The sequence below is a fragment of the Roseovarius sp. A-2 genome, assembly GCF_002072155.1.
Lineage (GTDB): Bacteria > Pseudomonadota > Alphaproteobacteria > Rhodobacterales > Rhodobacteraceae > Roseovarius.
The window spans coordinates 1-12,986 of the sequence record NZ_BDIY01000040.1 but is presented as its reverse complement, the minus strand read 5'-3'; the positions used below and the strand labels follow the sequence as shown (position 1 = coordinate 12,986).

Here is a 12,986-nt window from a genome sequence, read left to right as displayed (position 1 = left end):
CGCCACCTCATACCGCCACGCCAGAACTGATGCCTTCGATCTTTGGCAAATCTACGCGCTTGAAATGACGGCCTGACGGGCTCGGGTCAGGCCTCATTCGGGCGGGTGAAAATAAGTTGGCAATGCCAGCTGTTCAGTTCTTCGTTGAAAACGGTCTCGATTGTGCTGCGGATATTCGCGCGCAGCCGGTCCTCGATCGGGTCGAAGCCGTCCTCGCAAGCGAGTAGCGAAACCGCGCTGGTGTCTGTAGTCTGGTTCATGGCGTGATCTCCTCTGGCGGTGCCAGCCGCCGGTTGGGTGGTTCAGGATCACCCCGAGATTACGCCACCTTCAAATTTCCACCAACTTCGCAACACGACCTGAATAATGGGTTTAAGGAGACTTGAGATGACAACGACGAAAACAATGCCGACAACAAATGTAACCGAGGAAGAACGTCAAAAGCGCGTGAATCTGGCAAGGGCCCTGTATTTGACCGAGCAAGGTACCGCATTGCCGAACGCCCCCGAAGACCGGAAAGCCGCATTCCAAGCGGTCAAGAAGGACATGATGAAGAAGGCGATCCATCTAGAGCGGCGTCTTGACAAGGTCGGCTACAAGATCGTGCCAGTGGAATAAAGCTCTGCTCATGCGGCCCAATTGGACATCACTGGGGGAACCCGCTGACGGCTGATTGGGCCTCATGAGCACATGCAAGTGTCACGAGAACGAGAAGCGGCCTACAGCTATGTAGCCAAGGCTGTCTCCATTTGACGTCACAGCAGTAGATCAGGCACCTTGAACCTGACCTCGCACCCATTGCCAGCTTTCAGCGATACCCTCGTCCAGTCCGATCCTTGGCGTCCAATCGAAATCACGGCATGCGCGAGTAATATCCAGAACAACGCGCGGCACGTCCAGACTCCGGCCCGGCTTGTAGACGGGAGCCATCGGGGTACAGCCGGTTTGCTCAACCGTGCGACTGATACTGTCAACGATCTGCGCTACCGAAGCTCCGGTCCCGCTGCCGGCATTGTAGCATCCGGCCACATCAGATTGCACCGCAGCCGCGCAGAGCTCGGCAAGGTCGCGCACATGAATGAAGTCGCGCACCACGCTTCCATCCCCCCATATCTCGACGGGCTCCCCTCGGGCCGTGCGCCACAGATGGGTACCGATAATGCCCTGCACTCCGGTATGCCCCTGCCGCGGCCCATAAGGGTTCGACGCACGCAGAACGACATGCTGCAACCCATGCAGCTTGTGTTGCATGAAGAGATAATTTTCGATCGCCACCTTGACGATGCCGTAAGAGCTGATCGGGCGTAGGGGGTGCGTCTCGGGAACCACTTCGGTTTCGGGAATACCATAAACGGTTCCCCCGGAGGACAGGTAGACCAGTTTACGCACCTCGGTGGTGCGCATCACCTCCAGAAGCTGTACGGTCGCCACGAGATTGCCTTTGATGTCTGCGACAGGATCGAGGTTGGAGGTTGCCGGGACCGTTGTGCTGGCCAGATGAATCACCGCATCCACTCCGCTCATGGCTTCGTAAATCAGCGACGAGTCGGAAAAATCGCCGATCACGTAATCCACACCCGCCAACGGCGGTCGCAGCGCCTCAGGCCGACGATCAAACACCCGCACCTTGAGACCGCGCGCAAGCAAGCTGTCGGCAACATGGGACCCGATGAAACCACATCCGCCAATAAGAAGAATCATGAAACGCACCTCCGAGAAAAGACAGCCAAAGAATGACTATAAAATATCTCAAATGCCACCCTTCGGTTGACAGCACCCCATCACAACGAAGACAGTTTGCCTTGGGAATTGTCAAGCATCTCTGTTTGGGGTAGCAAACTATGCAAGGATTGCATCTGTAATGAAACTTACGCCTAAAATTAGTGATATTCATAGCCACCATCTCTTTTCACTTTCAAACTCGGCCTGTCTGCCAGACATCGGGTGACAGTGACGGTCCCGCGCCTGCGGATGGCGGTATTTGGATCGGGCCATCGGCTCGGGGTTTTTCCAATCGAGAGGAAACAAACCTGTGAAGAAAAATACGCCTTCCACAACGTTGCCGTCCAATCAACGTGATCCTGTGCCTGTGGTCTATCAGCGCTTTGGGCAAGACTTCCTGATCTCGGGCATGGCGGTACCGGGCAGATGATGGAATGGCGCGGGGAAAGCCATGCGATCCTTCGTGTAAAAGCTGTTTCAAGACACTACATATATTTGACAAAATATAGTTTTTTCAGTATGTTACAAAACACACATCTTTGCGCCCGCTCCCATTGCCCGCGTAATCGAATAATGACATACACGCAAAGAAAATACCCCGGTGGCGGGGCCTTTGGCAGAAGAGGTGGGTCAAGATCATCATGCTGGTAATGACAACTAATGCGCTCGAAGCTGGCACAATAGCCCCGCCTTTTCCATCGTGGCCCGGTCTGCATGTCCTGATCGTTCTGCCGGGATCGGAGTGCGATCGTCAGGCCCTTGAAGCGCTCAATGACAGGTTTATCATCATCGAATGGCTCCAAGAGCCTGCCGATGCGACGGTCCTGCTCTGCGATGTCATCGGATGGCTGGAACGGCGGTTGGATGAGGACGAAGGTCCGCTTCTCTATATTGACCACCCACTTGGCAAGGCAGTCGAGCCAGATGATCCAGATCAGATACCCCCCCTTGCCGTGGATGCGACGTTTGACCCGGATGCAAACATCAACCGGCTGGTCTTGGGCGAGATGATCGCAACCAGCCCCCTCTTGCCCGACCTTTTTCGCAAACTGGATGGCCGCCCCGCCAATGACACGCAATTCACCGAGATACTGACAGATTTATTCGTTTGGAAAGACGCATGACCGATTTGGACCTCATTTGGCGCAAATACGCGTCCGAGATACCCGAGCTGCTGATAACCCGCCCTGATTTCCGTTTCGATCCACACTATTACAAAGAGCATATCTCCGCACAGACCGACGATCCCTCAGAGTTGGCCCGGCATTACGAGGAGCATGGGCGTCCGAGCGGCCACAGTCCCAATCTCTACGCGCAGACTGTTTCGAGATCTCGCGTTGTCGACGAGGTACTGTCGGATCTCGTCATCGACACAGAACTGGAAGAGGCGATGGAGGCCGGGCAGCCCGGCGCGCATGAACTGGCATTTGAGCTCATCCACCTGGGCAAACCGGTCGATGCCGCCGTCTCGGATTTCTCCATTGACAGCTACCTACAGATGCACGCGGATATCGTGAAAGCCGGCGTCGATCCGCTGGTGCATTACCTGTGCTATGGGTGGGGCGAGGGGCGGCGCACTCTGCGTGACATCCGCAAGGGTCAGTACAGTGGGCAACTTGCCTACCGACCGGAGCGGCCGACTTGCCTGATCGCGGTGCATGAATGTTCGCGCACCGGGGCCCCGATCGTCGGGCGGGATCTGGCGCGCGAGGCGGCGAAGACGCATAATGTCATCATCTCGGCCCTGCGCGACGGGCCGCTGCTGGACGATTTCAGGGAAACCAGCTGTCAGGTCCTGATCAGCTCATCCCTTTATCAGGATTTCGATCTGTTTCCGGGAGAGGTTCTGAAGAAAATCGATTTCGCGATCGTGAATTCGGCTGTGGCCTGGAACTACATCCCGTTTCTTGTCGCAAGAGAAATCCCTTTCGTCGGGTATCTTCACGAATACACAGAATATCTGCATCCAGCATTTCATTTCAACCTGTTCCCGATGTTCGCGGATCTGCTGGTTTTCTCGTCGGAGCATGTGCGCGACGGTTGGCGGGGCCGGATGACAGATGTCAATTTCGACCCCGATCGGGACAGCACGATCATCCCGCAGCGGCCCTTCTTTGTCGGCGCTGTCAGCGCAGAGATGAAGGCCGAGGCCAAGGCGCGACTGTCGGATCTGATCGGGCGCGACCTGAGCACATCGCGCATCGTGTGCGGTGCAGGGCAACCTCATTGGCGGAAAGGCACCGATATTTTTGCCATGACGGCGCAGATTTGTCGGCCCCGGGACAAGGACACGGTTTTCATCTGGATCGGACACAGCGTTGTTCCAGATGAACTGACGTTCGGGACATATATCGCCTACCATTTCAAAGAAACCGGAATGGGGGGGCCAACATCCAACATGGTCTTCATCCCCGCCGGTCCCGCCTATCATGACGTGCTGACCGCAGCGGATGTCATGTTCATGTCGTCGCGGCTGGACCCGCTGCCGAATGTGGTGTTCGACGCGCTGGAATATGGGTGCCGGATCGTGCAATTCGACGGCGCATCAGGCTTTGGCGACGAGATTTACCGGAGATCGGACAAGTTTATCACGGTCGAATATGGCAACCCCGAGGCCGCAGCGACCGCGATCCTGGCGTTGCCGCCCAAGGACACAAGTGAGGCCACGCCCGAAAAAACCGATTTCCATCTGTTCGACACGATCAGAACCTCCCTCGAGGCGCGGCTGAAGGCGCAGAAATATTTCGTGCGTGGGGCGTCGCAGATTGACGTGCCCATCATGTACACCCCAACACCCGATTTCGATCAGGCCCGCATCCGCGAGCGCGAGAAAATGATGCGCTACGGGCGGCGGCGTGTCTGGCGCGATCTCGATGAGGTCGAACACGAGATCGCGACCTCCGACAACTGGATGCACAGCCGGATGCGGCTTGCCCCCTACGCGACCGTAGAGCCCGAAACGCTACCGCCCTTCGCGCTGCATATCCATGCCTATTACACCGATGACCTGGCCGAGGATATCAAGTCTTTCGCGATCTACCGCCAGGCTCGCCGCATCGTGGTCACCACCGACAGCGAGGAGAAGGGCGAGGCCATCCGCAAGATCATGAAGGCCGAAGGGTTGGTACCGGAAATCCTGCTGGTGTCCAATACCGGACGTGACATCCTGCCCTTCATGAATCTGTTCCAGCCGGGCGGGGCGGCGGACCGGGACGAGCTTTGGTGCCATTTGCACCAGAAGAAATCGATCGGATCGACGGATGGCGGCGACCTGTGGCGCCGATTCCTGATGCGCGTTCTGCTGGGCGATGCGGACACCGTTTCCAACGCGATCACGACGCTGGCGCAAGACGGGGTCGGCCTTGTGGCCCCGTTCGATCCGCATTTCGTGGGCTGGAACGAAAGCCGCCACCTGTTGCCGAAATTTGCGGGCCGCCTGCCGGGGCCGATGCCGGACAACCCGCTTCTCTTCCCCGTAGGTAACATGTTCTGGGTGCGCCGTCAGGTGGTGGAGGCGATGAACGAGCTGTTCGGCGCAGACTATCCCTGGCCGGACGAACCGATTGCCAATGACGGCTCGGAATACCACCTGATCGAGCGGCTCTGGCCCGCGATGGCCACGCATCTGGAACTGGACCAGGTCTTTGTGCATAAACTGGACGAACAGAGGATTTGACGCGGAAAATGGAAATCATCCTGCATATCGGCATGGGTAAGACCGGCACCTCGTCGATCCAGAGTGCACTCAACGCGAATGTCGACAGCTTGCACGCACAAGGGATCGACTATCTGGGAATGTGGTTCGACCTGATCGATCCAGCTTTGCGCAGCGATGACAAACAACGGAACTTTTTTGCTTCTTCCGCAGAACGACTCGATGCCGTGGCCGACCAGTTCCTGAATGCCCTGCGACAAAAGCAGGCCGACAGTGGCGTATCCCGTTTCCTGTTATCTAACGAATCCTTGCTGCAACAGCATGAGGCTCTTGGCCCGTTCATCGCACGCCTGAAACAGCAGGTGACCGTCCGTCTTATAGCTTATGCCCGGGATCCGCGCGACTGGCTGCCATCGGCCTATAATCAATGGTTTGTCTACCACAAGACACCTCACGGCCAGATTCCCCCCTATGCGGAGGGTGGGCGCAGATTACTGCGAATGTACACGGATCTGAATACGTGGCTCCGGAAATGCAACGACATCATGACCGTTCGACCTTTTTCGAAATCCCTGAATGTGGTCGAGGATTTCGCAGCCATGCTCGGTGTCGAGATGGCGGCTCCGGTGGCGCGCAGCTTCGAGCGGGTCGAAACCAGCGAAAGCCTGCTGCGCGCGATTTACAACGCAAGGTTTCCAACCGGGGTGCTGCCTGACAGGTTCGACCGGGCTTTTCGGCGACTCGATTTCGCGCAATCCCCCAGCATTGCGGCGCTGGTCCGTGACAGTTTCACCTATGATCAGACCGATGAGATCGTGGCAGAACAGGCCGCGCTCTTCGCGGAGATCAAGGACAAACTTGGCCTCGATCTGCTCAGCGGCCCCGCCCCCGCGCAGAAAACGGTCGATCCGGAGGAGATGCGCCACCGCGCGCTGGAACATGTTCTTCATATCGTCATGCAACAGGCGGATCGCATCACCCATCTGGAACAGATCGTCAGGCGGCTTGAGGCCGGGACGCAGGACGAATGATGGTGGCGAGCTGGTCAGCTGCGACGGCGTCATCTCATGTGACGGATTTTTGATGCCGCAGGTAAAAGTAGCCACAAGGACCCATTATGAAAATCGTCATCCATCCCGGCATGCACAAGACCGGTAGCAGTGCCATTCAGGACCATTTTTTCAAAACCGCCTATCCGGGGCTGCGCTATGCGCGCTGGAACAGCGGCAATCACAGCGCGATGTTCGTTCTGCTGTTCCAGGAGCCGGAGTTGCTGGCCGAGTATCACGGGTTCAAGCCGCGCGGCCCGGAGTTCTACGCCCGCCTGCCGCAGATGCGGGAGGACTGGCGCGCCTCATTGACAGAAGACCTTACGCGGGCGCAGGCGGCGGGCGAGACCCTGGTGTTTTCGGCCGAGGACATTTCGGGCCCGCAATTCCACGGGGCCGTGGGCCGGATGGCCGCGTTCTTTCGCGAGTGGAGCGAGGATATCACGGTGCTGGCCTATGCCCGCCGCCCGCTCTCCTATGCGACCAGTGCGTTTCAGGAGCGGCTCAAGGGCGGAACGGTCGAAACACTCGAGGCAGAGAAGTTGTGGCCCTTCTACAAGGCCCGCTTCGCCCGGCTGGACGAGGTGTTCGGGCGCGAGCGAGTGATCCTGAAACCCTATGACCGCGAGCACCTCAGCGGTGGCGATGTGGTACGCGACTTTGCCACCACGATCGGCGTGGAGATGGCCACCGCCCCTGCCTCGGAGGCCAATACTAGCCTGAGCGCCGAGTCCACAGCCCTGCTCTTTGCCCAACGTCGGTTGGGGAAGGGATTCGTCACGGGTTTCGACAAGGCACAGGCCGCGAATAGAGCTTTCATCGACGCGCTGCGCGGCATCGGCTCAAGCAAACTCACCTTCTCCGACAGTCTCTGGGGCTCGGTGCTGGAAAAGAACCGCGCCGATCTCGACTGGATCGAGGACCGGCTGGGCATGCCGCTGCGCGACACCCCCACCCCCAATGCCATCGCCATCGCCATCTCTGGCGAGGAGGATCTCTTTCGCCTGGCAGAAGAAAACCAGCCCGCGCTGGAGACCGCGCTGCTCAGCACCCTGCACCGCGACCAACGCCCCGCCCTCGACAGAACCGTCAGCACGCTGGAACTGCTCCGGCGGCTGAGCTACGACCCTTATTCAAGCCTCTGACGCGGGGATGACTGGAACCAGGACCATGGCAAAAAATAAAAAAACGGCCTCTCTCCCACCCCGCACAGCGCTTATCGTGCTCGGGATGCACCGTTCGGGCACCTCCGCGCTGGCGGGCGTGCTGGCAAAGATGGGGGCCGATCTGCCGCAGGACCTGATGCCAGCCAACGAGTTCAACCCCGATGGCTATTTCGAATCCCTGCTCGCCTACAAGCTCAACGATGCGCTGCTCGGCTCCGCCGGATCATCCTGGGATGACTGGCACGCGGTCAATACGGATTGGTATGGCTCGCCCCGCAAACAGGAATACATCCTACGGGCGCAGGAGATGCTGGAGCAGGAATTCGGCGCGGCGGGCTTTTTCGTTCTCAAGGATCCCCGTATTTGCCGCCTGGTACCCTTCTGGAGCGAGGTCATGGCGGAGAGTGGTATCGAGCCGCTCTTCGTCTGCACGCACCGCAACCCCGTCGAGGTCGCGGCCTCGCTGGCCCGCCGCAACGGCTGGCCCGAGAGCCGGGGGCTGTTGCTGTGGTTGCGGCACGTTCTCGATGCCGAGGCGGACAGCCGCGGGCACAGGCGAACCTTCGTATCCTATGACGGGCTGCTGTCGGACTGGCGGGGCATGATCGGACGCATCGGTGCGGATCTGGAGCTTCGCTGGCCGATAAAACCCGAAACTGCGGCACCCGGGATAGAGGGCTTTCTGTCGGACTCGCGCCGGACGTTCCGCGCGGCAGAGATGGACGGACCAGCGCAAGGCACGATCTCGGGCTGGATCGGTGAGGTCCACGGGATTCTCGACCAGTGGGTACAGGACGGTGAAACACAGAGCGACCATCAGCGCCTAGACGACATTCGGGCCGGGCTTCGGGAAACGGACGCGACCCTGAGCCTGCTCATGCAGGAGACGCAGCGCGAGAGCGAACAAGTGCGGCGACTACAGTCGGAGCTTGAGCAATCGCACGCGAAAATCTCCGAGCTCGACGCTGCCGCGCGCACAGCCCGGGAAGACGCGGCATCGCATGCCGCCAACCATGCCACGGAACAGCGGGCACGGGCGAATGCGCAGACCCGTATCAACGAGCTCGACGCGGCGCTCAAGGCCGCGCGGGACGAAGCCGAACGGCTGCAGGCCGAGACCGCGAGTGCGTGCCAGGCGCGCACCGCCGCGCAAACCCGCGTCAACGAACTCAACGAGGCGCTCAAGACCGCACGCGCAGACGCCGAGACGTTGCAAGCCAATAATGCCAATGACCGTCAGGCCCGGGCTGCGGCAGACGCTCGCGTCAAAGAGCTTAGCGAGGCCCTCGAGGCCGCACGGGAGGAGGCCGGGAAACTACAGACCAATATCGCCACCGAACGGCAGGCCCGGGCCGATGCAGACGCTCGCGTCAAAGAGCTTAGCGAGGCCCTCGAGGCCGCACGGGAGGAGGCTGGGAAACTACAGACCAATATCGCCAGCGAACGGCAGGCCCGGGCCGATGCAGACGCTCACGTCAAAGAGCTTAGCGAGGCCCTCGAGGCCGCACGGGAGGAGATGCAGGCTCGTAGCGCGGCCGAAGAGGAACGCTACAAGGCTCTGGTAGAGAGCCACGATGCTTTGGAAGCCAAGCATGACGCGCTCGACAAGGCGTTGGAACAGGCCAACCATGAACGCGACCAGTTGCGCAGCCAGTTGGAACAAAGCCGCACGGAAGCGCAGGATCTCCATGATCAGACCCTGTCCGATGCCCGCAAGATTGCCGAGCTTGACTCCCGCCTGCAAGATCTTGACGCCGAGCATGCGGCACTCAAGCGGAAATCGGGCCGCGAGGCACGGCAACTCGTCGGCATGAAGCAGCAGCTTGCCATACGCTTTTCCAGGGAGATCGAACAACGGCTCAACGGCGATTCGGTCCGGGACCATGAGCAAGAACGAGAAGTCATGTTGTCAGAGTGGTCTGCCGAACGCAACCGCATCGAACAGGCACGCCTCGCAGCCGAAGCACGCATCGCCGAGTTCGACGCCGCCCTCAAAGCCGCCCGAGCCGACGCGGAGCGGGTGCAGGCCGACAGCGCCAATGAACGCAAGGCGCGCGCAGCGGCAGAGGCGCGCATCGCCGAACTCGACGCCGCCGCCAAGGCCGCCCGGGCCGACGCCGACCGGGTGCAGGCCGACAGCGCCAATGAACGCAAGGCGCGCGAAGCGGCAGAGGCACGCGTCGCCGAGCTCGACGCCGCCGCCAAGGCCGCCCGGGCCGAAGCGGATCAGTTGCTCAACAGCAAATCTTGGCGCGTAACGGCTCCATTGCGATATGTCATGGAAAAGATTCACGGGAAGTAGGCAGCCTCTGCATTGACCCGCGCCACAATGATCAAAGACTTATGTCAGGCAGAGTCATTTTCAGATCCGGTTTTATCAAAGGGTCAGATACCGGGAAAATGCAGGACTCTACGCTAGAGCGTGTTGCGTTCAATTGGTTTCATAACCTGCGGCCTTGAAGAAGTTGTAGCATTCTTCGTCAGTGAAGAGATCACAGACGTGTCCAACTGCGCGCCAGAGATCGTCGTAGGTCCGTGCCGCAGCTCGCCGGATAAGAGCCTTGAGCTTTGCGAAGGCCATCTCGATGGGATTGAGGTCGGGGCTGTAGGGTGGCAGGAACAAGAACCATGCGCCCACGGCGTGCATGGCTGCTGCGGCCTTGGGGCTTTTGTGGTAGTGCCCCGGGAAGTGGTGTAGGAACTGGCGTCCACCTGCTTCTTCATAGCTGGTGCTGCTCGTTCACTGAGCGGCGATCATCACCGTCTCACTTTCATCGTGGCACATGGCGGTCAGCTTTTCCATCGGCATGTACCGGCGGGAGACGGCCCACTCATCGTTCTGCTCCAGCATGAGCGCCCCGACGAGGCGGATAACGGCCTCGCGGTTCGGGAAGATCCCGACCACGTTGGTCCGCCGCTTGATCTCCTTGTTGACGCGCTCCAGCGGGTTGGTGCTGTGCAACTTCGAGCGCAGACTTTCGTCGAAGGCCATGTAGGCCAGCACGTCATGCTCCGCGTCATCCATCAGCTCGGCGACATCCCGGAACCGCTCGCGCAGGCTGTCTGCGACCTCGCGCCAACGGGCATGTGCCTGATCGCGGTCCTTCTCGGCGAAGACGGTCTTCACCACCGCGCTGACCACGGGCTTGTGGGTCTTGCCTACGCGGGCCAGAAGGTTGCGCTGGAAGTGAACCCTGCAGCGTTGCCATCCTGCGCCAAGGACCTTACGCGCGGCGACCTTCAGGCCCTCATGGGCGTCGCTGATCACCAGTTGCACGCCCCGCAACACGATGAGTGTATTTGCAGCGTTGGACGTGTCGCAGGAGGAAACTGCGATTTGTGTGGTGGATCGGGATGGTGGGCTTCTGGCCGAAGCCAAGGTGGCGACATGCCCGGATGCCATTGCCCGCTGGCTTGCGGAATGGGCCGAAGGTCTCGAACGTGTTGGCATGGAAACCGGCCCGTTGGCCGTCTGGCTCTGGAATGCGCTGACGGCGCGCCAGGTTCCCCTCGTTTGCCTCGACGCGCGCCATGCGAGCGGCGTGCTGAAGATGATGCCGAACAAGACAGACCGTCATGATGCCCGGGGCCTCGCCCAGATCGTGCGCACGGGCTGGTTCAAACCCGTGCAATTAGAGAACGGCGAGGGTGAGATCTCTCCCACCACTGCGGCAAAGACCGCGCACACCACTTCGATCCTCCCAACCCTGAACGCAAACATGCGGCGTCCCATGCGATGACCGCGCAGAGAACCAAAGAGCCCGGCGCGCAGGATGAACCGCAGAGAAATCAGCTCTTGATCATGGCGATTAGAGAACCCGGTGGGGCACTACCGCTTTTGTGGGATGACAGGTTGTCGAGGATGATCACGTCGCCGGGTTGCAGGGTTGGGGCGAGCTGAGTCTCGACATAAAGCTCGAAGAGGTCGCGGTTCATCGCGCCGTTGATGACCCATGGCGCGTCCAGCCTGTCATGGCGCAATGCGGCGATAAACGTCTGGGTGTTCCAGTGGCCGAAGGGCGCGTGACAGGTCAGGCGCGCGCCTTTTGCAGACCAGCCTGTGGTCTGGGCCATGTTCGTCTTGAGTGAGGTCTCGTCGATGAAACCGATACGGGGCAATAGGTTGGCCATGAACGGCTGGCGTCGCGTGATCCAGATATGGCGCGCCTGCCGGACCTCAGGCCGCTTTTGCTCGGCGGCTTGCAGGTCTTTTTTTATGCGTCAGTCCAAGACTGCGCAGGGTGCGCCAGACCGATACGCGATGGACCGTAATCTGGTGTTCATCGGCGATTTCCAACACCAGATCATCCAGCGTGAGGTCAGGCTTGGCCGCCATCCGCGCCGCGATCCAGTCCCGCAACCGGCCCAGCTTGCCATGCCCCCCGCCATTGCCCTGGACACGCGGCTCCAACCCGCCGGTCTCGCGTTTCAGGATCACCATGTCGTTGACGAATTTCACCGAAACCCGGAACCGCGCGGCGGCTGCGCGGTGCGAATGCCCTTCCTCCACAAACGCGACAACGCGCTCACGAAGTGCCATAGGATGTGGCTTGCCCATCTCAAACCCCCATATCTGCCCTACAGACAGGGAATCACAAATCAACCCTTATGGGAATCCTGAATCAGAAAGCCCGCAACGCGCTCTAGAGAGGTCGCTGCACAAAAGTGACGTCACCGTTCGGCTCGTGAGAACCTTACGGGAACATTCGCGGTTCCAGTCGGATTTCTGGTCTCTGAGGGCATTGTAGAGGCTTGTTTGTTTTTCTTATTTTGAGGCGTGCTGCGGCCTCTCGGACGGTGTCAACGGCGGAGACAAAACCGGCCTCTGAGTTCCGCAACGGGATCCGCCACGTTCAAACCACCGCGTGATCGGGCGTCATCAACTTTTGCCCATATATTTTCTGAATGTTTAGGATCTTTCTTTCCCAAGAAGTATAGGGAACCGCGTGCGCAGAAAGGTTGTAATGTCGCCCACAGGGACTTCGGGGGGCATATCTGCCAACAGGTCGACATTGAGGCGAGCAAGGTCTTTTGGACCCAACCTGCGGGCATCGTCGCGCAGGACCGTATGATTGCTGTCGAGAAAGTGAAACAGAAGCCCTTTCCAGGCTTGGCGTTCGGGGTTGTTCGGTTCGCGAGCGTTAATCCGTCGCATCATGGCAATTACCCAGTCGGGCACCGCTTCGTTGATACAGGGAAGAGGGATAGATGCGAGCTCTTGTAAACCCATAAAGCGTCCCGCCTTTAACCTGCGACATATCCGGCGACAGTGAAGTAATTCCAGCATTCTTCGGGTGAGTAGAGGTCGCAGATATCGGCGATTGCATTGAACATGTCGGTGAAGGTGCGTGCGCCGATCCGGCGCAGGTGCGCTTTGAGCTTTGAGAACGCCAT

The 12,986-nt window shown here is 59.6% G+C and carries 13 protein-coding genes and 3 pseudogenes; 7 read left to right on the top strand and 9 right to left on the bottom strand.

Annotation, left to right across the window (positions count from 1 at the left end):
- Positions 1–86: 86 nt before the first annotated feature.
- A complete protein-coding gene (locus BHD06_RS23940; RefSeq protein ID WP_176214451.1) occupies positions 87–260 on the bottom strand; it encodes a hypothetical protein in 174 nt (57 codons plus the stop codon).
- Between the two features lie 127 nt (positions 261–387).
- Between BHD06_RS23940 and BHD06_RS21470 the strand changes: the two genes are divergently transcribed.
- Positions 388–618: a hypothetical protein gene (locus BHD06_RS21470; protein ID WP_080458997.1), complete on the top strand. Its 231-nt coding sequence runs from the start codon at positions 388–390 to the stop codon at positions 616–618.
- Positions 619–768: 150 nt separating this feature from the next.
- Here the strand turns inward: BHD06_RS21470 and BHD06_RS21465 are convergent, their stop codons facing one another.
- Together BHD06_RS21465 and BHD06_RS23315 are read right to left on the bottom strand one after the other, a co-directional pair.
- Entirely contained in the window at positions 769–1,701 is a 933-nt protein-coding gene (locus BHD06_RS21465) for an NAD-dependent epimerase/dehydratase family protein (protein ID WP_080458996.1), read from the bottom strand.
- Positions 1,702–1,890: 189 nt separating this feature from the next.
- On the bottom strand, positions 1,891–2,070 hold the full coding sequence (locus BHD06_RS23315) for a hypothetical protein (RefSeq protein WP_139784838.1): 180 nt from the start codon (positions 2,068–2,070) through the stop codon (positions 1,891–1,893).
- Positions 2,071–2,363: 293 nt separating this feature from the next.
- Here BHD06_RS23315 and BHD06_RS23935 point away from each other — a divergent pair, with 293 nt between their 5' ends.
- From BHD06_RS23935 to BHD06_RS21440, 5 genes are all read left to right on the top strand, one after another.
- Positions 2,364–2,846, top strand: coding sequence for a hypothetical protein (locus BHD06_RS23935; protein ID WP_080458995.1), 483 nt, complete (start codon positions 2,364–2,366; stop codon positions 2,844–2,846).
- Positions 2,843–5,398 carry a rhamnan synthesis F family protein gene (locus BHD06_RS21455; RefSeq protein ID WP_080458994.1) on the top strand — a complete coding sequence of 852 codons (2,556 nt, stop codon included), beginning with the start codon at positions 2,843–2,845 and terminating at the stop codon, positions 5,396–5,398. The genes BHD06_RS23935 and BHD06_RS21455 overlap by 4 nt, the downstream gene beginning before the upstream one ends.
- 119 nt (positions 5,399–5,517) lie before the next feature.
- The gene (locus BHD06_RS21450; RefSeq protein ID WP_139784836.1) at positions 5,518–6,408 is read left to right on the top strand and encodes a polysaccharide biosynthesis protein; all 891 of its coding nucleotides are present in this window, start codon (positions 5,518–5,520) and stop codon (positions 6,406–6,408) included.
- An 86-nt stretch (positions 6,409–6,494) separates the two neighbouring features.
- On the top strand, positions 6,495–7,571 hold the full coding sequence (locus BHD06_RS21445; protein ID WP_080458992.1) for a hypothetical protein: 1,077 nt from the start codon (positions 6,495–6,497) through the stop codon (positions 7,569–7,571).
- 25 nt (positions 7,572–7,596) lie between these two features.
- The gene (locus BHD06_RS21440) at positions 7,597–9,894 is read left to right on the top strand and encodes a sulfotransferase (protein ID WP_080458991.1); all 2,298 of its coding nucleotides are present in this window, start codon (positions 7,597–7,599) and stop codon (positions 9,892–9,894) included.
- A gap of 129 nt (positions 9,895–10,023) precedes the next feature.
- Here the strand turns inward: BHD06_RS21440 and BHD06_RS21435 are convergent.
- Together BHD06_RS21435 and BHD06_RS21430 are read right to left on the bottom strand one after the other, a co-directional pair.
- Positions 10,024–10,266, bottom strand: a pseudogene (locus BHD06_RS21435) (transposase); the annotation flags it as partial.
- Between the two features lie 66 nt (positions 10,267–10,332).
- Positions 10,333–10,878: pseudogene (locus BHD06_RS21430) on the bottom strand (transposase); the annotation flags it as partial.
- A 28-nt stretch (positions 10,879–10,906) separates the two neighbouring features.
- Here BHD06_RS21430 and BHD06_RS21425 point away from each other — a divergent pair.
- Positions 10,907–11,332, top strand: a complete 426-nt coding sequence (locus tag BHD06_RS21425; protein ID WP_254892557.1) for a transposase — start codon at positions 10,907–10,909, stop codon at positions 11,330–11,332.
- Between the two features lie 49 nt (positions 11,333–11,381).
- Here the strand turns inward: BHD06_RS21425 and BHD06_RS21420 are convergent, their stop codons facing one another.
- The 4 genes and pseudogenes from BHD06_RS21420 to BHD06_RS24575 form a co-directional block, all read right to left on the bottom strand.
- Entirely contained in the window at positions 11,382–11,723 is a 342-nt protein-coding gene (locus tag BHD06_RS21420) for a transposase (protein ID WP_080458988.1), read from the bottom strand.
- Positions 11,724–11,769: 46 nt separating this feature from the next.
- The gene (locus BHD06_RS21415) at positions 11,770–12,132 is read right to left on the bottom strand and encodes a hypothetical protein (protein WP_217805712.1); all 363 of its coding nucleotides are present in this window, start codon (positions 12,130–12,132) and stop codon (positions 11,770–11,772) included.
- A 369-nt stretch (positions 12,133–12,501) separates the two neighbouring features.
- Positions 12,502–12,822, bottom strand: a complete 321-nt coding sequence (locus BHD06_RS21410; protein WP_080458986.1) for a hypothetical protein — start codon at positions 12,820–12,822, stop codon at positions 12,502–12,504.
- Between the two features lie 14 nt (positions 12,823–12,836).
- Positions 12,837–12,986, bottom strand: a pseudogene (locus tag BHD06_RS24575) (IS630 family transposase); the annotation flags it as partial.

Excerpts from the sequence above, each read along its gene's own strand:
- BHD06_RS23940 (WP_176214451.1), bottom strand. The coding sequence starts at position 260 with ATGAACCAGACTACAGACACCAGCGCGGTTTCGCTACTCGCTTGCGAG.
- BHD06_RS21470 (WP_080458997.1), top strand. The coding sequence starts at position 388 with ATGACAACGACGAAAACAATGCCGACAACAAATGTAACCGAGGAAGAA.
- BHD06_RS21465 (WP_080458996.1), bottom strand. The coding sequence starts at position 1,701 with ATGATTCTTCTTATTGGCGGATGTGGTTTCATCGGGTCCCATGTTGCC.
- BHD06_RS23935 (WP_080458995.1), top strand. The coding sequence starts at position 2,364 with ATGCTGGTAATGACAACTAATGCGCTCGAAGCTGGCACAATAGCCCCG.
- BHD06_RS21455 (WP_080458994.1), top strand. The coding sequence starts at position 2,843 with ATGACCGATTTGGACCTCATTTGGCGCAAATACGCGTCCGAGATACCC.
- BHD06_RS21450 (WP_139784836.1), top strand. The coding sequence starts at position 5,518 with ATGTGGTTCGACCTGATCGATCCAGCTTTGCGCAGCGATGACAAACAA.
- BHD06_RS21445 (WP_080458992.1), top strand. The coding sequence starts at position 6,495 with ATGAAAATCGTCATCCATCCCGGCATGCACAAGACCGGTAGCAGTGCC.
- BHD06_RS21440 (WP_080458991.1), top strand. The coding sequence starts at position 7,597 with ATGGCAAAAAATAAAAAAACGGCCTCTCTCCCACCCCGCACAGCGCTT.
- BHD06_RS21420 (WP_080458988.1), bottom strand. The coding sequence starts at position 11,723 with ATGGCCAACCTATTGCCCCGTATCGGTTTCATCGACGAGACCTCACTC.
- BHD06_RS21415 (WP_217805712.1), bottom strand. The coding sequence starts at position 12,132 with ATGGCACTTCGTGAGCGCGTTGTCGCGTTTGTGGAGGAAGGGCATTCG.
- BHD06_RS21410 (WP_080458986.1), bottom strand. The coding sequence starts at position 12,822 with ATGGGTTTACAAGAGCTCGCATCTATCCCTCTTCCCTGTATCAACGAA.